At 56.2% G+C, this 25,945-nt stretch carries 22 protein-coding genes; 12 read left to right on the forward strand and 10 right to left on the reverse strand.

Features of this window, described 5'->3' with window-relative positions:
* Window positions 1-159 precede the first annotated feature (159 nt).
* Both VFU50_14620 and VFU50_14625 read left to right on the forward strand, forming a co-directional pair.
* On the forward strand, window positions 160-1,269 hold the full coding sequence (locus VFU50_14620) for a porin family protein (GenBank protein ID HEU5234094.1): 1,110 nt from the start codon (window positions 160-162) through the stop codon (window positions 1,267-1,269).
* A 31-nt stretch (window positions 1,270-1,300) separates the two neighbouring features.
* Entirely contained in the window at window positions 1,301-2,179 is an 879-nt protein-coding gene (locus tag VFU50_14625; protein HEU5234095.1) for an RDD family protein, read from the forward strand.
* On the opposite strand, the gene uvrB is transcribed toward VFU50_14625, so the two are convergent.
* The 3 genes from uvrB to VFU50_14640 all read right to left on the reverse strand — a co-directional run bounded on the left by uvrB (window position 2,180) and on the right by VFU50_14640 (window position 5,410).
* On the reverse strand, window positions 2,180-4,168 hold the full coding sequence (gene uvrB / locus VFU50_14630) for an excinuclease ABC subunit UvrB (protein HEU5234096.1): 1,989 nt from the start codon (window positions 4,166-4,168) through the stop codon (window positions 2,180-2,182).
* 80 nt (window positions 4,169-4,248) lie between these two features.
* Window positions 4,249-4,962 (reverse strand): HAD-IA family hydrolase, encoded by a 714-nt coding sequence (locus VFU50_14635; protein HEU5234097.1) that lies wholly within the window; start codon window positions 4,960-4,962, stop codon window positions 4,249-4,251.
* A 103-nt stretch (window positions 4,963-5,065) separates the two neighbouring features.
* Window positions 5,066-5,410 (reverse strand): 4a-hydroxytetrahydrobiopterin dehydratase, encoded by a 345-nt coding sequence (locus VFU50_14640; GenBank protein HEU5234098.1) that lies wholly within the window; start codon window positions 5,408-5,410, stop codon window positions 5,066-5,068.
* A 203-nt stretch (window positions 5,411-5,613) separates the two neighbouring features.
* Between VFU50_14640 and eno the strand changes: the two genes are divergently transcribed.
* The 7 genes from eno to VFU50_14675 all read left to right on the forward strand — a co-directional run bounded on the left by eno (window position 5,614) and on the right by VFU50_14675 (window position 12,543).
* Complete coding sequence (gene eno / locus VFU50_14645; protein HEU5234099.1) at window positions 5,614-6,927, forward strand: phosphopyruvate hydratase; 1,314 nt, start codon at window positions 5,614-5,616, stop codon at window positions 6,925-6,927.
* 19 nt (window positions 6,928-6,946) lie between these two features.
* On the forward strand, window positions 6,947-7,477 hold the full coding sequence (locus VFU50_14650) for a DUF2059 domain-containing protein (protein ID HEU5234100.1): 531 nt from the start codon (window positions 6,947-6,949) through the stop codon (window positions 7,475-7,477).
* Between the two features lie 8 nt (window positions 7,478-7,485).
* A complete protein-coding gene (gene gpmI / locus VFU50_14655; protein ID HEU5234101.1) occupies window positions 7,486-9,087 on the forward strand; it encodes a 2,3-bisphosphoglycerate-independent phosphoglycerate mutase in 1,602 nt (533 codons plus the stop codon).
* Between the two features lie 233 nt (window positions 9,088-9,320).
* Window positions 9,321-10,226 carry a pyridoxal 5'-phosphate synthase lyase subunit PdxS gene (pdxS, locus tag VFU50_14660; GenBank protein ID HEU5234102.1) on the forward strand — a complete coding sequence of 302 codons (906 nt, stop codon included), beginning with the start codon at window positions 9,321-9,323 and terminating at the stop codon, window positions 10,224-10,226.
* Window positions 10,227-10,345: 119 nt separating this feature from the next.
* Complete coding sequence (gene pdxT / locus VFU50_14665; protein HEU5234103.1) at window positions 10,346-10,972, forward strand: pyridoxal 5'-phosphate synthase glutaminase subunit PdxT; 627 nt, start codon at window positions 10,346-10,348, stop codon at window positions 10,970-10,972.
* A gap of 138 nt (window positions 10,973-11,110) precedes the next feature.
* Window positions 11,111-11,953: a cytochrome c oxidase subunit 3 gene (locus VFU50_14670; protein HEU5234104.1), complete on the forward strand. Its 843-nt coding sequence runs from the start codon at window positions 11,111-11,113 to the stop codon at window positions 11,951-11,953.
* 362 nt (window positions 11,954-12,315) lie between these two features.
* Window positions 12,316-12,543 carry a hypothetical protein gene (locus tag VFU50_14675; protein ID HEU5234105.1) on the forward strand — a complete coding sequence of 76 codons (228 nt, stop codon included), beginning with the start codon at window positions 12,316-12,318 and terminating at the stop codon, window positions 12,541-12,543.
* A 158-nt stretch (window positions 12,544-12,701) separates the two neighbouring features.
* Here the strand turns inward: VFU50_14675 and VFU50_14680 are convergent, their stop codons facing one another.
* Window positions 12,702-13,001, reverse strand: a complete 300-nt coding sequence (locus VFU50_14680; protein ID HEU5234106.1) for a hypothetical protein — start codon at window positions 12,999-13,001, stop codon at window positions 12,702-12,704.
* Between the two features lie 348 nt (window positions 13,002-13,349).
* Between VFU50_14680 and VFU50_14685 the strand changes: the two genes are divergently transcribed.
* Together VFU50_14685 and gluQRS are read left to right on the forward strand one after the other, a co-directional pair.
* A complete protein-coding gene (locus VFU50_14685) occupies window positions 13,350-14,921 on the forward strand; it encodes a 3,4-dehydroadipyl-CoA semialdehyde dehydrogenase (protein HEU5234107.1) in 1,572 nt (523 codons plus the stop codon).
* A gap of 1 nt (window position 14,922) precedes the next feature.
* The gene (gene gluQRS / locus VFU50_14690) at window positions 14,923-15,759 is read left to right on the forward strand and encodes a tRNA glutamyl-Q(34) synthetase GluQRS (GenBank protein ID HEU5234108.1); all 837 of its coding nucleotides are present in this window, start codon (window positions 14,923-14,925) and stop codon (window positions 15,757-15,759) included.
* Between the two features lie 26 nt (window positions 15,760-15,785).
* On the opposite strand, the gene VFU50_14695 is transcribed toward gluQRS, so the two are convergent.
* The 4 genes from VFU50_14695 to VFU50_14710 form a co-directional block, all read right to left on the reverse strand.
* Window positions 15,786-17,639 (reverse strand): sodium:solute symporter family protein, encoded by a 1,854-nt coding sequence (locus VFU50_14695; GenBank protein HEU5234109.1) that lies wholly within the window; start codon window positions 17,637-17,639, stop codon window positions 15,786-15,788.
* A 290-nt stretch (window positions 17,640-17,929) separates the two neighbouring features.
* Window positions 17,930-19,210, reverse strand: a complete 1,281-nt coding sequence (gene ahcY, locus VFU50_14700) for an adenosylhomocysteinase (GenBank protein HEU5234110.1) — start codon at window positions 19,208-19,210, stop codon at window positions 17,930-17,932.
* 123 nt (window positions 19,211-19,333) lie between these two features.
* On the reverse strand, window positions 19,334-20,512 hold the full coding sequence (gene metK / locus VFU50_14705; GenBank protein ID HEU5234111.1) for a methionine adenosyltransferase: 1,179 nt from the start codon (window positions 20,510-20,512) through the stop codon (window positions 19,334-19,336).
* Between the two features lie 246 nt (window positions 20,513-20,758).
* The gene (locus tag VFU50_14710) at window positions 20,759-21,661 is read right to left on the reverse strand and encodes a RodZ domain-containing protein (GenBank protein ID HEU5234112.1); all 903 of its coding nucleotides are present in this window, start codon (window positions 21,659-21,661) and stop codon (window positions 20,759-20,761) included.
* A gap of 254 nt (window positions 21,662-21,915) precedes the next feature.
* On the opposite strand from VFU50_14710, the gene VFU50_14715 reads away from it, so the two are divergent.
* Window positions 21,916-22,968: a sensor domain-containing diguanylate cyclase gene (locus VFU50_14715; GenBank protein HEU5234113.1), complete on the forward strand. Its 1,053-nt coding sequence runs from the start codon at window positions 21,916-21,918 to the stop codon at window positions 22,966-22,968.
* 388 nt (window positions 22,969-23,356) lie between these two features.
* Here the strand turns inward: VFU50_14715 and VFU50_14720 are convergent, their stop codons facing one another.
* Together VFU50_14720 and VFU50_14725 are read right to left on the reverse strand one after the other, a co-directional pair.
* Window positions 23,357-24,331, reverse strand: coding sequence for a hypothetical protein (locus VFU50_14720; GenBank protein ID HEU5234114.1), 975 nt, complete (start codon window positions 24,329-24,331; stop codon window positions 23,357-23,359).
* 11 nt (window positions 24,332-24,342) lie between these two features.
* The coding region (locus tag VFU50_14725; GenBank protein ID HEU5234115.1) for a hypothetical protein at window positions 24,343-25,945 on the reverse strand (1,603 nt) is incomplete at its 5' end.

The raw sequence follows: 25,945 nt of genomic DNA on the forward strand, positions 1-25,945 counted from the left end.
CCGTGCTCGCGCGCAACGGAAGGGAATTCCCAATCTGATACCTACGTACCTTAATCTCTGCGCTTTGTAATCCCGATTCGGCGCTCGCTGCGGAACAATACTGCTGTTCATCTGCATTGGTGGATCCTATTGATTCTTTGAGCGAGAGAGGATACGAGCGTGAAACGTCGTGTGTGGATTGCAGTCGTTTCGGCCCTGCTACTGAATTCGTTTGCGCTAGCACAAACGACTTCCCATTTTGATCTTTCCGGCAACGTCATCTTCAGCGGAGCAAAGCTGGCGAATGCTCCCAGCGCAAGTACACAGTTAGACGCGTTTGGCTGGCAAACATCGGGAGTCACGCATTTGAATCGATGGCTGGCACTCACTAGCCAATTCGGAAGCAGCTATGCATCGTCGAACTCTCTGCAGCTGATTGGCTATACGGGTTCGGGCACGATCACGCATTACTCGATGCTCGTCGGTCCGAGAATCACCATCCCACTGCGCGGACGCGTGAGCCCGTTCATCGAAGGTCTTGCCGGTGGCGATCGCGCCAGCACAAAGCTGAACAGCAACGGGATTTCAGTTACCGGCCGGGAGATGCAACTCGCGTACTCAGTCGGTGGGGGCGCACAAGTGAACCTCAACCGTCGCTTCGGTGTAAATGTCGAGGCGCAATACCTCAACACCGAGCACACGCTCGCATTTACGGGCTGGCAGCCCGCGAATTTTCAGATCTCGGCGGGTATCGTGATCCGGATGTTCTCACGCACTCCTCAGATCGCCGAGCGGAGTCCAATGCCTTCGCCGACCACAACCGAGAGCGCACAGCCAACGATGACTGCATCTACGACGAGCACAACCGTAGAGCCGGCTTCTACACCTACCCCAGTTGCAAGCTTCCAACCGCCATCTGCTCCTGTCGTTGAACCGGTTGTTACGCCGAAGCCAACTGTGCTGGCGACCACAACTCCGCAACCGCAGCCTGTTACACCCGCAGTTGCTCCTGTGCCGGTCGTCGCCAGCAGTCCGGCTCCGGTTGTAACCGCGAAAGTATCGGTCCCACCGTCGGCAGTAGTCCCGCAGCCTGCACCGAAGCCGGTCGCGGCAGTTGCACCTGCTCCAGTTGCTACGGCTATGCCCGTTGCTGCCGCTCCGGTTGTTTCGCCTGCACCGCGCGTGATGGCACAAGCGCAACCGCAGCAGCAACAGCCATTGTCTCTGGGTGAATATGCCCGCCGTTTACGAGAGCAGAAGCAGCGTGAGCGTCAGCAGCAGCAACAGTAATCGTTGCACAAATCCGAAGTAGGGAGTTTCCATGGAGTGTCCGCGCTGCAAGAGGACAATTGATGCGAAGCAGCGCCGCTGCGGATGGTGCGGCGTTGACGTGCTACCCGGGCAGCACCTGCTCGAAGAGTCCGGTGTCGTTGTGCCGATTCGCCCTGTGGCGGGCGAAGACAACGACTCAGCTCCTGCACGTCTTGCCAGCCTTGGTGACCGCTTCCTCGCTCTCATTCTCGACAGCATCGTAATCTGCGCCGCATGCTCTCTCATCGGATTATGGGCGTTCCTCAAATGGGGAGTTGTCTCGGGGGGCGAAATGCGCGTGACCCTTGCTTCCATTCTTGTGGGCGGAAGCTTAAGCCTTGTCTTCGCGTTTCTGTACGTCTGGATTCTCGAAGCAAGTCTGGGGAGCACTTTGGGAAAAGCCATTTTGGGAATCGGCGTAGTGAATAACTCCGGACGCAGCGCCCTGGCGGCATCTGCAATCAGAAATCTCTGGCGTGTTGTCGATGGCCTGGCTTTTTATTTAGTGGGAGCGCTCGTCGCAAGCTGCTCGAAATTTCGGCGTCGCATCGGCGACCTCTGCGCCGGAACCTACGTGATTGAAGGCAATCTTTCTGAATTCATGCGCGCCGCAGCGGTGCTCGCGTGGCTGGCTTTGCTTGGTGGCGGAGCCTGGGCGTTTCCTCGTTTGTACAGACAGCCGAAAGCCACTGAACCTCCCAGACACTTCGCGCAAGTTGTGGTGGAACTCGGCCGTGGCGACAAGTCGGTGCACCTGAGGACTCTCAATCACCGCATTGAGCTGTCGATGGCCGATGGCACGGTCGAGGCCAATGCGCGTCCCGTTTCGGAGCCCGAGACGAACAAGAGCAAGATGGATGATCAGGACGCGCTGCGGGCGTTGCCATAATCAGGTAATCAGGATTTCCTTCGAGCGCAGGTCCTTAATCGTATCCCGTATCTTCGCCGCCTTCTCGAACTCAAACTTCTTTGCCGCTTCGCGCATCTGCTCTTCGAGCTTGGCGATGTACTTATCGAGATCTTCCTGAGAGCTGAAGTCGGGCACTGATTCGATCGCCTCGGTTAGCTCGGTGGCATCGGGATCGACGATCTGAGCGAGAGAATACTCGAGAGGTCTAATGATCGATTCAGGCGTGATGCCGTTTTCTTCGTTATAGGCGCGCTGAATTGCGCGGCGTCGTTCGGTTTCATCCATTGCCCGCCGCATCGAGTCGGTGATGGTGTCGGCATAGAGAATGGCGCGGCCATATAAATTGCGGGCGCATCGGCCAATGGTCTGAATTAACGACCCGCTGGAGCGCAGGAAACCTTCTTTATCAGCGTCGAGCACTGCGACGAGGGAAACCTCAGGCAGATCCAATCCTTCGCGCAGGAGGTTGATGCCGATGAGCACGTCATATTCGCCACGGCGAAGATCACGGAGTATTTTGATTCGCTCTAGCGTCTCGACTTCCGAGTGCATGTACCGGCAGCGCACGCCGACTTCGCTGTAATACTCCGCTAGGTCCTCGGCCATGCGTTTTGTCAGCGTGGTCACTAATACTCGCTCTTTCCGCTCGACGCGCGCGCGAATTTCGTGCAGCAGATCGTCTATCTGACCTTTGACCGGGCGCACCTCAACTTCAGGATCAACCAAGCCGGTTGGACGGATGATCTGCTCAATGACCACGCCCGCCGATTTCGTGAGCTCGTATGGACCGGGAGTAGCCGAGACATAAATTGCTTGATTAACACGCGTCTCGAATTCTTCGAACTGCAGCGGACGATTGTCCATTGCCGACGGGAGCCTGAATCCGTAATCGACGAGAGTTGTCTTGCGCGAGCGATCTCCATGCCACATCGCGTGCAACTGCGGAACGGTCTGATGGGACTCGTCAATGAACAGAAGGAAATCGCGTGGAACGTAATCGAGCAAAGTTGGCGGCGCTTCGCCTGGGAGACGACCTGAGAAGTGCCGTGAGTAGTTCTCGATGCCGTGACAATAACCGACTGATTTGATCATCTCCAGATCAAATCGTGTGCGCTGATGAACCCGCTGCGCCTCAACGACGCGCCCCTGCTGCTCCAACTCCTTTTCCCACCACGCCAGCTCTTCAAGGATCGATTCGATGGCGCGCTTCTTGCGATCGGGCTGAAGAACATAGTGGCTCTTTGGATAGATAGGAAGACGTGCGTACTTCTGCTTCACTGTGCCAAACAGTGGATCAATTTGGGAAAGCGACTCGATCTCGTCGCCGAACAACTCGATGCGGTATGCCATGTCATCGTAAGTAGGGAAGATCTCGATGACATCGCCGCGCACGCGGAAGGTACCACGTCGGAACTCGGACTCATTGCGGTCGTAAAGAATTTCGACGAGCCGTCGGGTGATGTCCTCGCGTTTGATCTTCTGGCCTTTTTCGAGGAACAGCAACATGCCGTAGTACGCTTCGGGCGATCCAAGACCGTAAATGCAGCTCACTGAAGCAACGATCACGCAGTCGCGTCGTTCGAACAGCGAGCGCGTAGCTGACAGGCGAAGCTTGTCCAGTTCGTCGTTGATCGTCGCTTCTTTCTCGATGTAGATATCGCCGGATGGAATGTAGGCCTCAGGCTGGTAGTAGTCGTAGTAGGAGACGAAATACTCAACCGCGTTATTCGGGAAAAATTGTTTGAATTCGTGGTAGAGCTGCGCAGCCAGCGTTTTGTTGTGGGCGAGTACCAGCGCAGGGCGATTGAACTTTTCAATCACCTTTGCCATCGTGTAGGTCTTACCGGAGCCGGTGACGCCCAGCAGCACCTGATGCTTCTCTCCGGCGTAAAGTCCCCGCGAAAGCTCCTCGATGGCCTTGCCCTGATCGCCGGCAGGCTTGTAATCGCTGACGAGTTTGAAATCCATGTACGGCCAGATTTACAGAAACAAAATTCGACGTGTGAGTATCTCTTTATTGTGACACACGGAGCACCAACGGTGGCTCATTATTGGTGAAGGACCTTGACAAGTTTCTTGCCGGTGAATAGTTCGCTCCATTCGTGTGGGCTATCGACCAGAACATCGGGAGGCGCGGCTTCCAGCGTGTGTGGGGCAAGTCCATACGTGCAGCCCACCGAATAAAGACCGGCATTTTGCGCCGTAAGCACATCCACATCGGAATCGCCAATCAGTACCGTTTCAGAAGGCTCGACGTTGGCTTCGCGCAGCAACATGCGCGCGCCGAATGGATCGGGCTTCTTGGTCTCGAAGCTGTTCCCGCCGTACACCTGAAAGAAGAATGGATTCATTGCCAGTGCGTCGACGATCGCTCGCGAAGGTCCGACGGGCTTGTTGCTGAGTACCGCCATCTTGCGCGGAAAAGTTTCGGGCGAGGACAGAGCGCGCAATGCTTCGAGTACGCCGTCGTACACATGCGTGTAGTCCAGCTTGTGTTTGCGGTAGTAATCGAGGAAGAACTGCAGCGCGACATGCACGAAGTGCTCGTCTTTGGGATCGCCGAGAGCGCGTCGCACCAGCATGGGAGCGCCATCGCCTATGTACGTGCCGATCACCTCCAGTGGCAGCTCGTGGCGGCCAAAGTGGCGCAGCATCGCATTGACGGAATTGCCGAGATCCTGCCGGGAATCGACCAAGGTTCCATCGAGATCAAAAATCAGCAGCCGCAGTTTCCGAACGGGAATCTCACGATTGATCTTCATTATTCGGCAGTGTACCTGATGAAGTTATGCGGTTATCCGGGAAGAACAGGCCTGCGGTTTAGGGCTGAGAAGCTCAGCCGCTTAGAAGCTAAGCAGCTATCCCTCAGGAGCTAATCTGTGGCCGCGGAATCTCATCGATTTTGGCCGCAAGAATGAAATCGCTCTCGGTGAGTCCGTCGATCTTGTGGGTCCAGATCGTGACGGTCACGCGTCCCCAACGTAGGAGGATGTCGGGATGGTGTCCCTGCTCTTCGGCGACTGCGCCGATTGCCTTCACAAATTCGAGCGCGCTTACAAAATCGGAGAAGTTATAACTCTTCTCGATATGGTGCTCTTCAACGACTTTCCATCCACGCACCTGGCGCGCCAGATCGGCGAGTTCCTTGCCCTTGAGCGGTGGAACTCCGCCTTTGCAGGGAACGCACGTTTTATTCGCAAGCTCAGTCATGTGCTTTTCGCGGGACCTTCAGAACTATAGCGCAAGGCTACGGGGGCGGTGAAATCGCAGCGACATTTATAATCGCTGTTTTGCGCTGTTTCGCGCATTCGCGCATGTCTGACCTGGTCACGACAATCCATTCGTCCGCAGGCGAGGTTGTGTTCACGGGACGAGACGATGAGGCAACGAACGCAATCATAAAGAGGAGCAAGATGAGCGAGATTCAGGAGATTCGGGCGCGTGAGATTCTCGATTCGCGCGGCAATCCGACCGTGGAATGCGATGTTCTGTTAACGAGCGGCACGATCGGACGCGCTGCTGTCCCCAGTGGGGCCTCGACCGGAGAACATGAAGCGGTGGAGTTGCGCGACAACGATCCGCAACACTATCTAGGCAAAGGTGTTCTGAAAGCCGTGGAGAACATCGAGAGCGCGATCGCGCCTGCGCTCAGCGGCATGGATGCAAGCGTTCAGCGTGTAATCGACGGCACCATGATCGAACTTGACGGCACTCCCAATAAGGGACAGCTGGGAGCCAACGCAATTCTCGCGGTTTCCATGGCATGCGCCCGAGCATCTGCAAACGATCTCAAGGTTCCGCTGTATCGCTATCTCGGCGGTGTGAATGCCAACATCCTGCCGGTGCCAATGATGAACATCATCAATGGCGGTGCGCACGCAGACAACAACGTCGATTTCCAGGAATTCATGGCCATGCCCATTGGCGCAGAGACATTCGCCGATGCTTTGCGCTGGGGAACGGAAGTTTTTCACACTCTCAAAGGCGTATTGAAGAAACGCGGTTACAACACCGCCGTCGGTGACGAAGGTGGCTTTGCTCCTTCCTTGAAGTCGAATGTTGAGGCCATTGAGGTGATCCTGGAGGCTATCGAGAAAGCCGGCTACACCGCAGGCGAGCAGATTGCGATTGCTCTCGATCCCGCAGTCAGCGAGCTATACAGCGATGGCAAGTACGTATTCAAGAAGTCGGACAAGAGCACTAAAGATTCCACGCAGATGGTGCGCTTCTGGTCTGACTGGGTAAAGAAATATCCGATCGTCTCGATCGAAGATGCCCTGGCGGAGGATGATTGGGAAGGTTGGAAAGCGCTGACCAAAGAAATCGGGCAGACGGTGCAGCTTGTTGGCGACGATCTCTTCGTTACCAATACGGAACGGCTACAGCGTGGCATCGATGAGGATTGCGCCAACAGCATTCTCATCAAGGTGAACCAAATTGGAACCGTGACAGAAACGCTCGAAGCCATCGAGCTTGCGCGTCGAAATGGCTACACGGCGATCATCAGCCATCGCTCGGGCGAGACCGAAGACACGTTCATCGCTGATCTGGCCGTCGCCACTGGTGTTGGACAGATTAAGACCGGATCCGCCTCGCGTACGGACAGAATTGCGAAATACAACCAACTGCTCCGCATTGAGGAAGATCTCGGACGCGCCGCTGGATTCCTCGGCATTGAGGCCTTGAATTATCACGGAGAACTTGGAAAGAAAGCAGGAGCAGCCTAGCGCTCCAAAGGATGTTTGTATGAAACAAGCACTTGCGATTTACGTTCTTGTTCTGCTCAGCTCAATGGCAGCCGTGGCCCAGACTCCTGCTCAGAGATCCACAACGCAGGCGGTGCCGCAAACTGACGCCGAACGTGCCGCGAAGCGCGCCGACATTCGCAAGCTGATTGAACTCACGGGAGCAGCGAATATTTCCGCTGATGCTCTTCAAAAGATGATTGAACCGTTGAAGGCGAGTTATCCGCAAGTACCAGAAGAGTTCTGGGACACATTCGTGCATGAAGTTCATTCCGATGAACTGGTCGATCTTGTGATCCCAATCTATGACAAGTACTACACCCACGAGGAGATCCAGGAACTGACGCACTTTTATCAAACGCCTGTGGGCCAAAAGACGATCAAGGTGTTGCCTAAGCTCTCTGCCGAAGCGATCGACGCCGGTCAGGAATGGGGACGCACGGTCGCCGATCGCGCTATGCGCAAGCTGCGCGAAAAGGGCTACGACAAAACGTCTTCGGCTACTGCGGAGCACATACCGACCGGACAATAATTCCCGAAATGAAAAATACTCCCCTGGTTCTTACGATCCTCGATGGTTGGGGATATCGCGCTGAAACCAAAGCCAACGCCATTGCTCTCGCGCGCAAGCCCAATTACGACGCTTTGTTGCGCGAGTTTCCCAGCACGCTGGTCCACACCAGCGGCCGATACGTCGGCCTTCCGACCGGGCAAATGGGCAACAGCGAAGTCGGCCATCTGAACATTGGTGCCGGCCGCGTCGTCTACATGGACATCACCAAGATTGACGTGATGATCGAGAACGGCGAGTTTTTCTCCAATCCCGCGCTGCTCGCGGCGATGAAGAATGCTCGCTCGGGCGGACGGCGACTCCACATCTTCGGCTTGCTTTCAGACGGCGGAGTGCATTCGCACCAAAATCATCTTTATGCACTGCTGCGGATGGCCAAGCAAAATAGCGTCGATCGGGTATTCGTGCATGCCTTTATGGATGGGCGCGACACGCTGCCCACGAGCGGTGCGGGATACCTGGAGCAACTTCAGCAGAAGATGCGTGAACTCGGCTGCGGACACGTTGCGAGCGTAAGCGGGCGCTACTACGCGATGGATCGCGACAAGCGCTGGGAGCGCGAGCGCAAGGCCTACGATGCAATGGTCAACGGCAAAGGCGAAGGCGGGACGTACATCGATGCCGTTCGTGGAGTCAAGGAATCGTACAATCGCGACGTAACCGACGAATTCATCGTGCCGTTCGCGTGCGTCGATAGCCGCGGCGAACCCCTGGGCGCCATTCGCGACGACGATAGTTGCATCAACTTCAACTTCCGCGCCGATCGCGCGCGGCAGATCACGCGCGTCCTGGCCCGCAACAGCGGAATCACCAAGCAGCAGGGAAGTGATCTGCCTGATGCTGAAGCGCTGGAGAAAGTGATTCCCGCCAGCGAGACTCCCAGAAAGCTCACTTACATCTGCATGACTCGCTACGACAAACAGTTCGAGCTTCCGTTTGTCGTGCAACCAGATTCACTCACGAACATCCTTGCGAATGTCATGGGAGGCGAAGGTCTGCGCAATCTGCGCGTTGCCGAAACGGAGAAGTATGCTCACGTTACGTACTTCTTCAACGGCGGCGTCGAGCAGCCCTTTCCCGGAGAAGAGCGCGTGCTCGTTCCTTCGCAGAAGGTCGCTACCTACGATCTCAAACCCGAAATGAGCGCCGAAGGCATTGCCGACGCGGTCGTGGACGCAGTAGAACGCGGCAGCTTTCAGGTGATCATCGTCAATTTTGCGAACGCCGACATGGTGGGCCATTCCGGGAAAATCGAGCCTACGGTGAAAGGCGTGGAGACTGTCGATGCCTGCCTTGGACGAATCTTCAAAGCCGTCAGGCAGAAGGGCGGATCAATGATTGTCACCGCCGATCACGGGAACGCGGAAATGCTCATCGACCCTGTAACCGGAGGTCCTCACACTGCCCACACAATCAATCCTGTGCCGTTCATCGTTGTCAGCGACCAGAACAGCAATTTCCGATTACGTACAGAAGGGGCGCTTCAAGACATTTCGCCAACTGTGCTCGGAATGCTGGGAATCTCGCAGCCAAAAGAAATGACTGGCCATGACTTGAGGGTCAAAGGCTGAAAGGTCTCTAAGCTCAATCGAGACTGGGCTGCGTGCGAATCTCATTCGCACCTGAGAGCACCTTCCATCGCGGTTTCAGACTCGTGCTGTTTCACAGGCTCTAAACCTCCGCCTCAGCGGCATCACTGTTAACTGTTTACCGTCTGTTCCAAGCTGCTAAAATAGAGATTCCCTTCCATCCAGTCGCTCAAGACCGGAGGGAGAGGTGCGTTTGGGAGAGTGCTATGTCTGAAATGAACGGAAATGGTTTGCGGCTGAAGACAGGTCTGGCGGAAATGCTGAAGGGCGGCGTCATCATGGACGTGACCACCGCTCAACAGGCCGAAATTGCACAGCGGGCAGGCGCCGCGGCAGTGATGGCGCTGGAGCGTGTGCCGGCGCAGATTCGCGCTGAGGGCGGCGTCGCCCGCATGGCGAAGATTGCCGTTATCCGCGAGATCATGAAGAGCGTTGACATTCCGGTCATGGCAAAGTGCCGCATCGGGCACTTCACCGAAGCACAAGTCCTGCAAGAGCTCGGCGTCGATTACATCGACGAATCGGAAGTTCTCACTCCAGCCGACGAATCTCATCACGTCGATAAGCATGCTTTCAAAGTTCCTTTTGTATGCGGGGCTCGCGATTTGGGCGAAGCTCTGCGACGCATTGCCGAAGGCGCAGCCATGATCCGCACCAAAGGCGAAGCCGGAACCGGCGATGTTGTACACGCGGTGAAGCACATGCGGCAGATCGTGAAAGACATGCGCTCGCTTACCGTGCTCGGGGAAGAGGAGCTCTATGCAGCCGCGAAGGAGCTGCGCGCGCCATACGAATTAGTACGGATGGTTGCCAAAAGCGGAAAGCTCCCCGTTCCGAATTTCTCCGCAGGCGGTATTGCTACTCCCGCCGACGCGGCACTGGTTCGCCAGCTCGGCGCCGAAGCCGTGTTCGTCGGTTCGGGCATCTTCATGGCCGATTCCATCAACTTTGCTCCAGCGAAAGAAGCTGAGATTCGCGCACGCGCCATCGTGCGTGCGACTACGCACTTCGACGATCCGAAAGTTCTGCTTGAAACAAGCGAAGACTGCACTGGCGCCATGAAGGGTCTAGCCGTAGCCGCGATGTCAGAAGCCGATATGCTGCAGAAGCGCGGTTGGTGAAGGTATCGGGTGATCTGGCCATCGGGTCATCGGGTGAAGTAAAACCAAGATGTGCACCTGGTGCTTCCACTTCACCCGATCACCAGATGACCCGATCACCCGATTTATCCCGACTTCCTTTGAAAAACTCTGATCTCAAAATAGGTGTCCTCGCCCTCCAAGGCGATTTCGATGCGCATCGGCAAACGCTCAACTCGCTCGGCGTCCACACCGTTCTCGTGCGCAAGCCAGAAGAACTCGAAGGCATCGACGGTCTGGTGATCCCTGGAGGCGAGTCATCGACCTTTCTGAAATTCCTGGAACGGGAGGGATTCCTCGGGAAACTGCGATCTTTTGTTTCACAAAAGCCGGCATTCGGTACCTGCGCCGGCGCGATCTTGCTCGCCAGGAACGTGACCAATCCGCCGCAGGAGAGTCTTGGCGCGCTCGACATCACAGTGCAACGCAACGCCTACGGCCGGCAAATAGATAGCTCGATCATGGCTGCGCCGACCAAACTCGGCGGGGAGCCGCTTGAGATGGTCTTCATCCGGGCTCCCCGAATTGAACAAGTCGGTCGCGATGTTGAAGTGCTCGCCGAACGCGAAGGCCATCCCGTTTTGGTACGCCAGGGAAAGATCATGGCGGCGACGTTTCATCCCGAGCTTTCAAACGACACGCGAATACACCAAATGTTTCTCGATGTCGTTCGACAGGGGCGAGGGAATCGGATCATCGGGTCATCGGGTGATCGGGTGATCGGGTGAAGTGAAAACCAAAACCGACGCGGATGCTTGCTACGCGGATAAATCCGGAAGGAGAGAGAACGTTCGCCTACCTTGCCACGCTGCGGTGATCGCAGGCCGCGTCGGTTTGGGTTTGAATTCAGATCGCCCGATGACCCGATGACCCGATCACCCGATCACCAGATCACCCGATCCTCCCCGCTGGCTTTCCCTCCTCAGTTCATGATTCAATCGACAATGCAGGCGGCTCTTATGCCAGCAGTAAAAACCACAGCTCCCCCGAGACCGAGCGCGCCTGATTCCGGCGGACGCGGTACCGATCACAAACTTCCTACCGGCGGAGGTGGGGAAGGCGAGTGGGGGGATGCGTCACCTCGACGCGGTCCGCGCGAACGACTCTACCGAGCGCGAGTCGGGCTCGCCATCATGATGTCCACCTCGCTCGGCCTCTTCGTCACCCTGGTCATCGGCTATCTCTGGCGACGCCAGCAGCTGATCTTCGATCCCGTGGTTCATGCTTACGTTTCGGTGTGGAAGCCGATCGCGGTTCCTCCTCTGTTGTGGTGGAACACGCTGCTGTTGGTTTTAAGCAGCATCACTTTGGAGATTGCGCGGCAAGCCTACTTTCGCGAAGACCTCCTCATGGACGAATGGCTGGGCATTTCGCGTCCCACGCTGCGCAAGGCCTTGCCTTGGGAAATCCTGAGCTTCTTACTGGCTTCAGGTTTCGTGGTCGGGCAGCTCTATGCCTGGACGCAGCTTCGCGCTGAAGGGATTTACCTGGGCTCCGGGCCCAGCAGTCAGTTTTATTACTTTCTGACTGGCCTCCATGGTCTGCATCTGCTGGGCGGTATGCTGGTCTTGATCTGGGCGATGCTGACAGCTTTGGCGGGAACTGGCCTCGAATCGCGCCGCATCACCCTCGACATCACCGCATGGTATTGGCACGCGATCACACTGGTTTGGTTCGGGATCTTCGCCGCCTTGAAGCTGTGCGAATGAGCTGCAGAAAAACCTCTATTTCAGGTAATCCTGCAAGTCTTTCCAATTAAATCGTTCTTTTGACGATCGATGCTGCTGAGCGCAGATCGCCGCTGACCCTGTCGCTTGGTAAGCTGGCCCAGTTCGCTTAGTAAAACGATTCACTTCAGCGTCTCACGAACTAAGTGATATGCCCAATGGAATGTGCAATATACAATTTTTCATTGCTTTTTAGGGCAATTCTTCATAAAATCGGAGGTTTTACAGGCCCCTCTGGAGCTCTCAGGGAGCAACGCCTTGTTCGGCCAATCCGGCGTGCTTATCTGAATCCAAACGGGTTAGGAAGCATCGAAAGACTAATTATATAAAGGCAGGTAGAACTAATGGCTAAGCGTCGTGGAAATCCAAACTGGGGAAAGCCGGAGCCGATCGGACCGGTAGTTCCCGTAGTTACGTCCTTTGAACAGGCCGTGAAGGAGTTCAAGCTTCTTCCCGACCAATACCTGCGTTCCACCCGCCTGCGCGAGTGGGCACGCAAAAATAAGAACTCCAAGTACATTCCGGAACCGCTGCTGGAAGCTTGGGGATTCGAGATCGAATCGACTCTGTAAGGAGAGCGAATCTGAGGAAAAGGCCGCCTGATCGGCGGCCTTTTCCTTTTCCAGAAACTCTCAACACACATTGAAGTGAGGATCTGGAAACTGGGAGATCGTGCTGCAGCAAAAAGCCCGCCAAGGAGGCGGGCTTTGCTTTCTGTCCTTTTACTGCATTATGAAGCAGCCGCTGCGACCGCGCGGGCGAAGCGTTTCGGCATCACCGTCACGCCGTTCTCGCGGTCGAAGACGAGGTTCATGTGTTGCGAACACGGTCCGCAAAGCCAGAAGTGCTCCAGCTTGCGTCCGGGCTTGCGTGTTGCGACGAGGAACGGAACTTTGCTCCCGTCGGAAAGTTCAATCGTATCTTCCGAGGTTATCGGTGGCGTAATCTCAACTTCAATTTTGAAGATTTTGCCTTCCCGCAGATAGTGAAAGGGTGTGGAGCAGGCAGGATTCGCACACTTGGAAACCATGGAGCCCTCTACTTTCAGACGTTTTAGGGGGTTATTGTCTGTAGTCCGCCTGCTTACAACGGACTCACAATGCAAAGTAGATGCATCCAGAGTCTCTGGAAGTTGTTCTGTGGAAAAACCCAGGACTTCTGAACACCAACTGCTGTGAGTGTACTTCAACTCCGCCCGTCTGTTTACGAATAAATTTTGAATTTCTTCAATCAGCTCTGCCAATACACGCCAGCTACTCTGGTTTTGTGCAGAGTTGGTGCAGAATCGCGCTCCTAAGCCGCCTTTGTAAGACTCGCACCAGGTTGCTCCTTTTAGTCCGAAGTACACGGCCGGATAGAATCGGTTCAGGAGCGATTTTTGATCTTATTCAACTACATTTCTGGGGAATGGAAGCAGGGCAGAGGCGAAGGTGCTCCCCTGATCGATCCTGTCAATGGCGAGCACCTCGCCTATGCCAACTCGGACGCTCTTAATCTTGCTGAAGCGCTTGAGTTTTCGCGGGAACGCGGGTCTCGAGTGCTGCAGCGGCTCACCTATCAGCACCGAGCGGAACTGCTGGCCAAGATCGCGGAAGTACTTAGCGGCCATCGCGACGAGTATTACGAAATCTGCCTGAGAAACATGGGAGCCACCAAAGGCGACGCCGCGTTCGATGTAGATGGCGCAATCTACACGCTCAAGCACTACGCCAAAGCGGGCCAAAACCTCACGGGTGAAATGATCAAAGATGGCAGTCCCGTGCCGCTCTCAAAAACCGGGGTGTTTCAAGGTCAGCATTTTCTGAAACCACTCGAAGGCACTGCCATTCTGATCAATGCGTTCAATTTTCCTGCCTGGGGACTTTGGGAGAAAGCAGCTCCCGCATTGTTATCGGGAGTCGCAGTGGTTGTGAAGCCGGCTACGCCGACCGCGTGGCTCGCCCAGCGGATGATCGACGACGTGATCAAAGCAGGTATTCTTCCTGACGGCGCTCTGTCGGTGATCTGCGGCTCCCCTGGCGACTTGCTGGATCATGTCACAGCGCACGACATGATCGCATTTACCGGCTCGGCCGCGACGGCTGCAAAGATCAAGACGCATCCGGCGGTTGTCAGTCGCTCGGTCCGAGTAAACATCGAAGCCGATAGCTTAAATTCAGCCATTCTCGGAGAGGATGCTCCAGGCACCCAGCCATTCGAGCTTCTGGTGAAGGAAGTTCTTAAGGAGATGACCCAGAAAGCCGGCCAGAAATGTACGGCCATTCGTCGCATCTTTGTTCCGCGAAAAATCTTGGTGCCGGTGTGTGATGCCATTGCAAGTGCTCTGAAAGGTGTTCCTGTAGGGAATCCGCGAAACGCAGCTGTGAAATGCGGGCCACTGGTAAACAAAGCTCAACAGAAAGCGGTGCTCGATGGCATCGCTGAGCTCAACCGAGAATGTAATGTCATCTTTGGCGGAGATCAGGGCTTCCAACCAATCGATGCTGAACCGGGAAGCTCCTGCTTTGTTCAACCAACCTTGCTGCGGTGCGACGACCCGCTTCGAGGAAGAATTGTTCACGAAGTCGAAGTCTTCGGACCGGTAGCCACCGTAATGCCGTATGACACCATTGAAGAGGCGATCGAGCTGGCTCGACGCGGGCACGGCTCATTGGTCGCCTCCATCTACTCTGACGATGCCAGGTTCACAGAAGGAATAACGCGCGGATTGGCGACAACGCACGGCCGCATCATGGTCCTAAACAGCTCAGTCGGTGCTCAGCACACCGGGCACGGCAACGTGATTCCGAACTGCTTGCACGGAGGCCCTGGACGCGCCGGAGGTGGTGAAGAACTCGGCGGACTGCGTGCACTGGAGCTCTATCACCGCCGATTCGTCGTACAAGGCCCGCCGGAACTGCTAAGCAAGCTTTCTGAAAGCAGTGTTGATTTGGCAGCACTGCATAGCTGAAGTGACGCACTATCGCGGTCGCCTCGCGCCTTCTCCGACCGGACTTCTCCATGTCGGCCATGCGCGCACCTTCTGGATCGCTTCTCAACGTGCGAAATCCCAGAATGGCACGCTAGTCTTCCGCAACGAAGACCTCGATCCGCAACGGTGCCGAACGGAGTTCGTCTCCGCCATGTTTGAAGATCTCAAGTGGCTGGGAATTCATTGGAGCGAGGGCCCGGATTGTGGCGGAGCATATGCTCCCTACTCGCAAAGCGAGCGGCGCCGCTGGTACCTCGAAACTTGGCAGCGATTGCGCGATGCGGGTGCGATCTATCCCTGCACATGTTCTCGAAAGGATCTTGCGCAATCCGCCAATGCTCCCAACAATGAGGCGGATGACGAACCTCTGTATCCGGGGACCTGCCGGAACCGCTCCGCCGATTCCTACTCATCGCCTTTGGGCGTGAACTGGAGGTTCCGTGCTCCAGACCGCGAGCCGATCACTTTCAGTGACCTGAATCTCGGCCCAAAACGGTACATTGCAGGCAAGGATTTTGGAGACTTTCTGGTGTGGCGCCGCGATGATGTGCCCGCGTATCAGCTGGCAGTCGTAGTGGACGACGCGGCCATGCGGATTACCGAAGTCGTTCGCGGAGCCGATCTGCTGAAATCGACGGCGCGGCAGATTCTTCTTTCTCAGGCTTTGAGATTGAACATCCCACACTATTTCCATTGCGAACTGGTGCGCGACGAACAAGGAGTGCGTCTGGCCAAGCGGCACGATTCGCTCAGCATCCGGCATCTGCGAGAGAGCGGATACTCTCCCGGGCAGGTGTTGGCGCTGGCCAAAGTTTGATTTTGCTGCGGTGGTCGGTGCCCGAGTTAGTGGCTGATGAACGCAGCCGTCTCAACGTGTCTGCGTTCCGGCTCAGGCTCAGCTACAAACGAGCGCAATTGTTTCAGCAACAGCACAAGACAAATCGTACCGACGATGAGCAGCACCGTTCCTCGAACTGCCTGTCCGAGAATCGCGTAACCGGATCCGAAAAGGAACGAGTACACCATCGCGCAACCGAGGAGCCAAAGACCGAGGTTGCGTCCGAGATCGCGCGTGGGCTTTATGTCGTGTGCGATGGCCGCGATGTGCTTCCACCCGCGCACGTCTGGACGAACGTGCCGGTAGAAAGTCACAAGAACTTCCTGACTCACCGGCTTGGTCAAATACGTAACAACGATCCAGGCGATGGTGGTCACGACCGTTGTAGTGCCGGCAGTCTTCGCGAATAGCACCGGCGCATTGCCGGTAAAGGGATTCGCAAAGCGCAGCAGCAGGGAAGTGACGAGGGCGACGATCATCGCCGTGATCTCGCTCCAGGCATTGATGCGCCACCAATACCAGCGTAGGAGATAGACCGCGCCTGTGCCCGCGCTGAGTTCAAGAACCCATTGCCATCCAGCCTGAATCGAAGCAAGCTGCGCCGCAACGAAAGCTGCGCAGATCACCAGGAAGACCGTGACTACCCGTGATGCGACAACATAGTGTTTCTGCGATCCTTCCGGCTTGATAAAGCGCTTGTAGAAGTCAGCTACAAGATAGGACGCTCCCCAGTTGAGCTGCGTGGCAATCGTCGACATGAACGCTGCAAGGAATCCGGCGACTGCGAGTCCGCGTAACGAAGCCGGCAAGTAATGCGTGAGCACCAGCATGTATCCGTCTTCCGGATGACGGCCGACCGCAGAGGCATCCAGATTCGGATACAGCACAATCGCAACCAGTCCGACCAGAATCCACGGCCACGGACGAATCGCGTAATGTGCGATGTTGAACCAGAGAACCGAGAGCAATCCTTCGCGTTCGTTCTTAGCGCTGAAGATGCGCTGCGCGATGTATCCTCCGCCGCCAGGCTCAGCACCGGGGTACCAGAATGCCCACCATTGCACGCCCAGGTAGATCAGCAGCGTAATGACTGGAAGAGTCCACCAGGTTTGTCCAGTGAGTCCATTAGCGAAGTCTGGGAAGAATTTGAGCGGATTGCCGTGTGCAATGCCGGAAGCAGGAGGTTGCGCCAGTTTCAATTTGCTGAGTAAAGCGTGCATGCCACCGGCGGCACTGACTCCGTAGTAAGCGACGGCAATCACCACTCCCATTTTGAGAATGAACTGGAATAAGTCGGTCCACAGCACGCCCCAGAGTCCGCCGATGGCAACGTAGAGACCCGTAAAGGGAACGATGATAAAAATGCAAATCGCCAGTGCTGTGTGCTCGCTCACCCCCATGACGACGCTCACAATGCTGATCATCGCCTTCGTCACCCAGCCAAGAATCAGGCAGTTCATCAGCAGGCCGATGTAGACGGCGCGAAATCCTCGCAGAAACGCGGCTGGCTTGCCGGAATACCGCATCTCCGCGAATTGAACGTCTGTGAGCAGGCCCGATCGTCGCCAGAGTCGAGCGAAGAGGAACACGGTCATCATTCCTGAAAGCAGGAACGACCACCACAGCCAGTTGCCGGCGATGCCTTGCGTGTATACAAGTCCCGTGACGAGAAGCGGCGTGTCGGCGGAGAAGGTAGTTGCAACCATCGATGTTCCCGCCAGCCACCATGAGACCGAGCGCCCAGAGACGAAGTACTCTTCCAGGCTGCTGCCGGAACGGCGGCGGAAGTACAGCCCCATGAGAATCGTGATCGCGAGATAGCCGACGATTGCCGACCAATCAAGCCAGGTGAGTTGCATGGCGAAAGCTTACTGAGAAAGTGCTATAGAGCGCAATGGAAATCGGCGATGGAAACTAGTTTGTCGCTTCCGCCGATCCCACAAATGATTGAACACGGAGGACACGGAGGAACACGGAGGAGTGCTGGTGTTGATTGACTGCTGGTCGCCCAGTTCTAAGGAAATTGAGAGAACGACTAAAACTTGTTCTTATCCTCTGTGACCTCCGTGTCCTCCGTTTTCAATTTTCAGACGCGTTAGAAAAGAAAAACGCCGGACTCGACGTCCGGCGCTGTTAAGACGAAAACCGACTATGTCCCTTCGCTCCAGCTTGCGAGGTACTCTTCCTGCTGCGGCGTGAGCTTGTCGATCTTGATGCCCATGGCTTCGAGCTTCAAGCGGGCTACGCGCTTGTCGAGTTCCACCGGTACCGCGAAGACTTTCTTTTCGAGAGATTTGTAGTTCTTCACCAGGTACTCGCAGGAGAGCGCCTGATTGGCGAAGCTCATGTCCATCACCGAAGCCGGATGGCCTTCGGCAGCGGCAAGATTGATCAGTCGGCCTTCGCCCAGCAGATAGATCTTGCGTCCGTCCTTCATCGCGTACTCGTCGACGAAGTCACGGGTTGGGCGCTTCGAAGAAGAGAGCTTTTCCAAAGCGGGAATATCGATCTCGACGTTGAAATGTCCGGAGTTGGCGACGACGGCGCCGTTCTTCATCACTTCAAAGTGCTCGCGGGCGATCACGTTCTTGTTGCCGGTAACGGTCACGAAGACATCGCCGATTTTGGCGGCATCCGCCATCGACATCACACGGAAGCCATCCATAACGGCTTCGAGCGCCTTGGTCGGATCGATTTCCGTTACGATCACGTCCGCGCCCATGCCCTTTGCGCGGGATGCCAGACCGCGTCCGCACCATCCGTAGCCGGCGATGACGAACTTGGAACCGGCGAGCAGCGTGTTGGTGCAGCGGATCACGCCATCGATCGTGGACTGTCCGGTGCCGTAGCGATTGTCGAACATGTGCTTGGTTTCGGCATCGTTCACGGCGATGATCGGATACCGCAGCGCGCCTTCTTTCGCCATCGCGCGTAGTCGAATCACACCCGTCGTAGTTTCTTCGGTGCCCGCAATGATTCCGTCCACCACATCCTGACGCTTGGTCAAGGCTGTCGTGACGAGATCGGCGCCATCGTCCATCGTGAGGTGCGGCTTGTGATCGAGCGCGCTGAGGATGTGCGAGTAGTAGGAATCGTTGTCTTCGCCTTTAATCGCGAAGGTCGAGATGTTGTAGTCGCGCACCAGCGAGGCTGCCACATCGTCCTGCGTGCTCAGCGGGTTTGACGCGCAGAGAACGACGTCGGCTCCCCCGTCGCGCAGCGTAATTGCGAGGTTCGCGGTCTCCGTTGTCACGTGCAGGCAAGCCGAAATGCGAATGCCTTTCAGCGGCTGATTCTTGATGAACTCTTTGCGGATGCTTTGCAGCACGGGCATCGATTGATTGGCCCACTCGATGCGTCGCTTGCCCTGATCGGCAAGCTCCATGCTTTTCACGTCGAAAGGAACTTGGGTTGCGATTGCTGTAGCCATGATCTCCTTGTACTCGTTTCCTTTGTCATTCCGAACCGCCCGATTTTGGCGGTGAGGAATCCCTATGGATCTCGACGATGGTAGGGATTCCCCGCTACGCTCGGAATGACAAGACTTAAACGACTATTTTGCGATTGCAGCGCTCTTTCCCGAAGCTGCAGCGCCCTTAAGAGCTGCGGCCTTGTCGGTCGCCTCCCATGTGAATTCTGATTCCTTGCGTCCGAAATGGCCGTATGCGGCGGTCTTCTTGTAAATCGGACGGCGCAGATTCAGCGATTCGATGATCCCTTTAGGCGTGAGCTTGAAGTGTTCGCGCACGAGATTCTCGATTTGGGACTCCGGCAGCTTACCGGTTCCGAAGGTCTGCACGAGCACGCTGACTGGATCAGCAATGCCGATCGCATACGCCAACTGCACTTCGCAACGATCGGCGAGGCCGGCAGCCACGATGTTTTTGGCGATGTAACGCGCCATGTAGCAGGCCGAACGATCAACCTTTGTCGGATCCTTGCCCGAGAATGCGCCGCCGCCGTGGCGACCCATGCCGCCGTAGGTATCGACGATGATCTTGCGTCCTGTGAGTCCGGTGTCTCCCATTGGTCCACCGACTACAAAGCGTCCGGTGGGATTGATGTGGTACTTGGTATCGGCATCGAGAAGATGCTCGGGAATGGCAGCCTGGATCACCTGCTCCAGAACCTCGGAGCGAAGGCGGCGATTGTCGACCGTCTCGGAATGCTGCGTGGAGATCACCACCGCGTCTACGCGGACCGGCTTATGATTGGCGTCGTATTCGACTGTGACCTGGGATTTGCCGTCGGGTCGGAGGAAATCGAGAGAACCGTTTTTGCGAACATCAGAGAGGCGGCGGGTGAGCTTGTGGGCCAGTGAGATCGGCGTCGGCATGTAGTCGTCGTTCTCATTGGTGGCGTATCCAAACATCATGCCTTGATCCCCGGCGCCGCCGGGATCGACTCCCATCGCGATATCCGGCGACTGCTCGTGGATCGACGAGATGACAGAACAGGTCTGCGAATCGAAGCCGAATGACGCGTCGGTATAGCCCACCGCTGTCACGGTGCCCCGCACGATAGAAGGAAAGTCGACATAAGCTTTAGTTGTGATCTCACCGGCGATGAATGCCAATCCGGTGGTCAACAGCGTTTCGCAGGCAACGCGGCTGTATTGATCGTGCTCGAGACAAGCATCGAGAATCGCGTCGGAGATCTGGTCGGCGATCTTGTCGGGATGACCTTCCGTCACCGACTCAGAGGTGAATAGGAAACGATTACGCGAAGACAATCTGGTACTCCTCCAGTGCTGATAATCGGCGGCTATTTGCGCCAGGGGAATCGAGCGTGGGAAGACTCACACGAGGGACGGTGACTTCTTGGCTGTCCTAAGTACCTTAACAAACCCCCGTGCCCTGCGCAAGAACTCTCTTTAGCCGTAAGTGATTATAAGCACTTCTACTTAGACTAGAGATGCAACATTCCATGTGCGGCGCAATTTGGCTGCTGGACAGCAGAAAACAAACAGCGAACGGGGCTAGCGTTGGAGGCCTTCGGCGGTAAAGGTGAGCTCTTTGACTTCGTTCGGCTGCCCGTCCAGGTTCACTGGCTGGCCGTTAAACGAGATTTCAACTCCTCCGAGGTTCCCGATTTTCAGCCGTACTTCCTTCTGCGCGCGGATTGATCGCGTCTTCTGCGCGGTCAGAATTCCCTGTCCGAGATCCTTGCCGTCCGCAGAAACTGATAACCATGAATCCTCGCGGGCAAACACCTGTAACCGAATCGCCGCCGGCTGTGACTTAGCGGGAGCAGCTGTGGACACCGGAGACTTGCTTGGGCTGACTTCAGCGGATGTGCCCGAAACTGTGGTCTTCGGCTCTGGCATTGACTGGTTTGCTGTCGGCGATTGATTCGCCTTCCCATTTTGAACCGGCTCCGAAGCAGGTGCACTCGGCACTTGGACTGCAGGATGATTCTGATTGATGTCGGAAGCCGAAGAGGACGTCGAGGTATCCGGCTGTGATGTCTGTGGAGCGACTACCTGAGGAGCGACCGCCCCTGGAGCGTGCATGCGCTGATAGCCGTACCATCCACCAATTCCAGCGAAGACGATAACAAGAACGGAAATCCAACCCCAGCCCGAACTCGAGGGCCTGGTTTCCTCTTCTGGAACAGCAAACACCTGGGGAGTGCGCTCAGCCTCATATGCATTCCAGGCCTCCTCGAAGTCTCCGACAATCTGTTCTTCGTCGAGTCCGAGAAAACGCGCATAGGCGCGGACGAAGCCTTTGTTGAAAATGCCGCCAGGCAGCTTCTCAAAGTCCTCATCCTCGATGGCTTTGAGCGATCGAGTGCCGATTTTGGTGGATTTTGAGATTTCCTCAAGCGAAACGCCGCGCATTTCGCGCTGTCGCCGAAGCCGCTCGCCAAAGCCACTCATTGCCGTCTCTCGTTGCACTATCTCTTTGTGATTCTTTAACTTACGCGTTATTTGCCGAGGCCAAACGGCCCGCAAGTCGCCCGATAATAGGAGTGCCCCCGGAATGTGTCAAACGGATATGCCAAGGTAATGTTTACTTTTCATGTAATGCAGGCTATATCTCTTTTTGAGTCTAAAGGATAATGACGTTTATCTGAAGTGGAGGGAGCCGTCCTGCGAACTCGGTATGCCGGATTCTCCCCCGATCAAGAGCAATGACTGAGGCCACCGCTACCGACCGCAAACGGCAGATGGAAGAGATCAGCATCTTCCATGATGTCGCCAAAGCCCTCACGTCTTCGCTGAACCTCGATTCTATTCTGCAAACCATCATGGAGAAGATGGCCGTCTTCTTCCGGCCCGACACTTGGTCGCTCCTGATGGTCGATGAGCAAAAAGACGAGCTCTACTTCGCCATAGCGGTTGGCGACGCGGCCGACGCGCTCAAGAGCATCCGTCTCAAAGTGGGAGAAGGCATCGCCGGATGGGTCGCGAAACACGGCGAGTCGCTCCTCGTTCCGGATGTCTACAACGATCCTCGTTTCGCCAAGCGCATCGATGAAATGACCAAGTGGCAGACGCGCTCGATCATCTGCGTGCCGCTCAAATCGAAGCATCGCGTGCTCGGCGTGATCCAACTCATCAACTGCGCCATGGAGAGCTTCTCCGACAACGAGATGTTCTTTCTGCACGCGCTTTGCGACTACGCGGCAATTGCTATTGAAAACGCGCGCGCAGTCGAGAAGATCCAGGAACTCACGATCACCGACGATTGCACCGGCCTCTACAACGCACGACATCTGTACAAGACGCTCGAAGCTGAGGTCTATCGCTCGCATCGCTTCAACTACGAGTTCAGCGTCGTCTTCATCGACCTCGATCATTTCAAGCAGGTCAACGACACGCACGGGCACCTGATCGGCAGCAAGCTGCTGGCCGAGATCGGCTACACCATCAAGAGCCACCTGCGCCTGATCGACTACGCTTTCCGCTACGGCGGCGACGAATTCGTCGTGCTCCTTCCCCAAACGGGAAAAGATTCGGCGATGGTGGTAGCCCTGCGTTTGCTCAACGTTCTACGCAGCTCCACGTTCCTCGAAGAAGAAAAGCTGAACCTCAACGTGCGCGCCAGCATGGGCGTTGCCACCTACCCCGAAGACGCGAAGAGCGCGCACGAAATCATTCGTCAGGCCGACGAGATGATGTACATGGTCAAGAACTCCACCCGCGATAACATCGCCGTCGCCCAGCAGGGCATGCTGCAGTAAGCATCTTCAAAGGTTGAACACGGAGAGCACGGAGGTCACAGAGGATCGATGCTCTTCGAGGATGCCTACTCTGCTCCTCGTAAATTCTCTGTTGTGATCGCCAATTAGTTACCCACTGTCATCCCTCGCGCAGCCGCCAAACTGATAACGACTCCAATACATTGTTTTCGCTGCGCGGGGGATCTGTTGTTGCGTTAGTTCTCGCGAACAGCAGATCCCCCAGGCCGCGCCATCGTTAACGAAACGTAAACACTCAATCGGCAGCCTGAGGGATGACAGTGTCTATTGTTAGGAACGGTTACTTAAGCTGGAGCGCTTGCGAAGCACGCCAAGCTAGTTGCAGCCCACGATTTCCTCTGCGCCCTCCGCGTCCTCCGTGTTCAATGCTTTACTTGGGTCGCGTATTCAAAGAAGGATTCGCAACCGGAGCTTTCCCCTTCGTGGCCTGAGGCACCCACGCCGTCGCATTCGCCGGGGCGTTTGGATTGACGCCGAAGTCCCACACGAACATGTTGATCGTTTTTGGATCAAGCATTTCGACCACTGCATACTCGCCCGGCTCGAGCGAATGCTGAGGCGTGAGCTTCAGCCACTCGCCGCCGTTTACCTGTTCAGCGGTGGTTGGAATGATGTCTTCCTGATTGCTGACTTTCCCTAAAAGGGAAATCTTCACGTTGCTGACCACGCGCGTGTTCTTCTTCACCTGCACGCGCACGATCTTGAAGCGATCGGCTGAGTTCAGCTCGGAAGCCGTCTTGTTGTCCTGTGTGTCGGTAGAAGATGGCGTCACGTCGACGTAGAGCGTCGGCATATCTTCGTGAGCCTGCGCGTTCGCGTGCGCGCCTTTCAGATCGATGCTCTGTTTCGAGCCAGTGGGAATGGGATTGATCACGGCGCGCATGATGTTTCTTCCCGTCTGCTTGTTCAACTCGCCGCCATTCTGAGGAATTTCGACGAGCTGCGGCTGCCCGCGATAGGTGTCGAAGAGAAAGACTCCGCCACTGTCCGGCAAACGCAGTCCAGGCGCGACCAGCGGACGCGCAGCTTCTTCCTTCTCGCGCTCCGCTTTCTCCTCCGCATCGACTTCTTTCACCTCGTCAGGGCTGACGTTTACGTTCGCCCCACGCGGATTCTGCTGGTTGAACTTGTTAGTCGCGTCCCAATCGACCAGACTCTTAGGAATGTCTTCCCAGTCGTAGCGCTCAGCGCTGTAGAAGTGAACGCGATCGCCATGAATCTCCCATTTCGTGGCGATCTGGTACGAGCCATCTTTGAGAATGAGGCGCTTGTTCTGCTCCTGCGCGTGCATGGAAGATATGCACGCCAGCAGCAAAAGCGGTAAAAGACAAAACAGACGACGCATAAATACCAAATTCAAAACGCGCAATCGGAGCACTGTCGTTCTGCGATTCCAGACAAAACCGGCGGTGAGGCGGGAGAGCCTTGCCCCGGCGATAACAACAGGAATCGGTCGGCGCTGACGAAATACACATTGAACGTCAGCCCGGGAATCGAGATAGTGCCGACCGTTGCTCCAGGAATCGACGCTGTACCATGCTCGGTCGAGGTGTTCGAGATCGTGACCCCTGCGCCTGAGATTGGAAACGCAGTCAGGCTACTCCCGCCCCCATTCACATCCTGTGTTCCTGACGATTGCCCAAAGCCGGCGATCGTAAGTTGAGCAGCTCTGGCTTGAACCGTGGCTCCGGTTGCATCCGTTCCTCCGACAGCGAGAGCAAAGCCCCCAGTAACAGAGGGAATACCAGTCTGCTGCTGCAGCAACAGACCAGTTGCCGCCGGTCCGCCCGAATCGGCGGACATGATTACTCCCTGTTTTGAAGATGTCAGCCAGAAGATGAAGCTTGTATTCCCAGCCGAAGCTCCGGTGGAAAATATGCCGCGTCCGGTTGCGTCCACTGTGTAGGAAGCAGAAGACCCAAATTGGGAATTTGCGGGCGTTCCTCCCGCCGTCGTCACATCGAGGACGCCATTGATCAGTGTGCCTGCACTATTCGTATCGAAACGCCCTGCTTGCGCGTAAGCCTCTGGGGAGCTACCGCTGGTCACCCCGCTGACGATGTACGCGCTGGTTCCCAATGAAGCGTTGGAGAATGTTCCGGACTGGGCGTAAGCAACTCCTGCTAAATGAGTGCTGCCGGCCCCGGTGTTCAGGAGTACCAGCGTCGAAGCATCGACGACGTAGAGAACATAGCCCGTCCCATTGATCTGCAGGCCGCCGCGTCCGCCGATACCCAAACTCAAGTTTGAAATCGTAAGTGGAACACTGCTGATCGCGCCGTTCGTATTAAGGTCCTCCGTTCCACTGCTTGAGCCAAACGCAAGCTGGCCGACCGCTGCTGCTGGACCTCCGCTGTCACCACTCATTGCGAACACATACGTTCCGGTCGGAGCACTTGCTGCGGCGGTCTGATCCTGCAGGCGAATGAAGCCGGACGTCACCGGACCGGAGTCGAAAGCGATGAGTTGACCGCGAGTATTGGAGGTCAGAGCGAACGAGAATGTATGTGTGCCGCCATCGTCACTGAACGTCAAAGAGCCGCGTCCGTCCGTGCCAACGGTGTACGACCCGCTACCCAGGGTTCCCGCCGTTCCTTGGGCGACATCGTTAATGCCTCCAGTGAGATTGCCCTTGCCATCGGCGACGAACGTACCAGCTCGATACTCGAATCCCGAACCGGAACTATCGCTGAGACGGCTGGCAAAGAACACATATGTAGCACTAGCACCACTAGGGCCACCTAGACTTGCATTGCCAAACTGCACTGTAACCGGCGCTGATTGTGAAAATGCAGTGTTGGCTTGGGAGGTCGCTGTAACCGTGATTCCAGCTCTCGGCGGCGACAGCGGAGCTGTGTAGAGACCGTTGGCATCGATCGTGCCATGGATGGCGTCGCCGCCCTGCACCCCGTTCACGCTCCAGTTCACTGCATTATTCGAGCTGCCGGTCACGGTTATG

It is taken from the genome of Terriglobales bacterium (genome assembly GCA_035764005.1).
Taxonomy (GTDB): domain Bacteria; phylum Acidobacteriota; class Terriglobia; order Terriglobales; family Acidobacteriaceae; genus Gp1-AA112.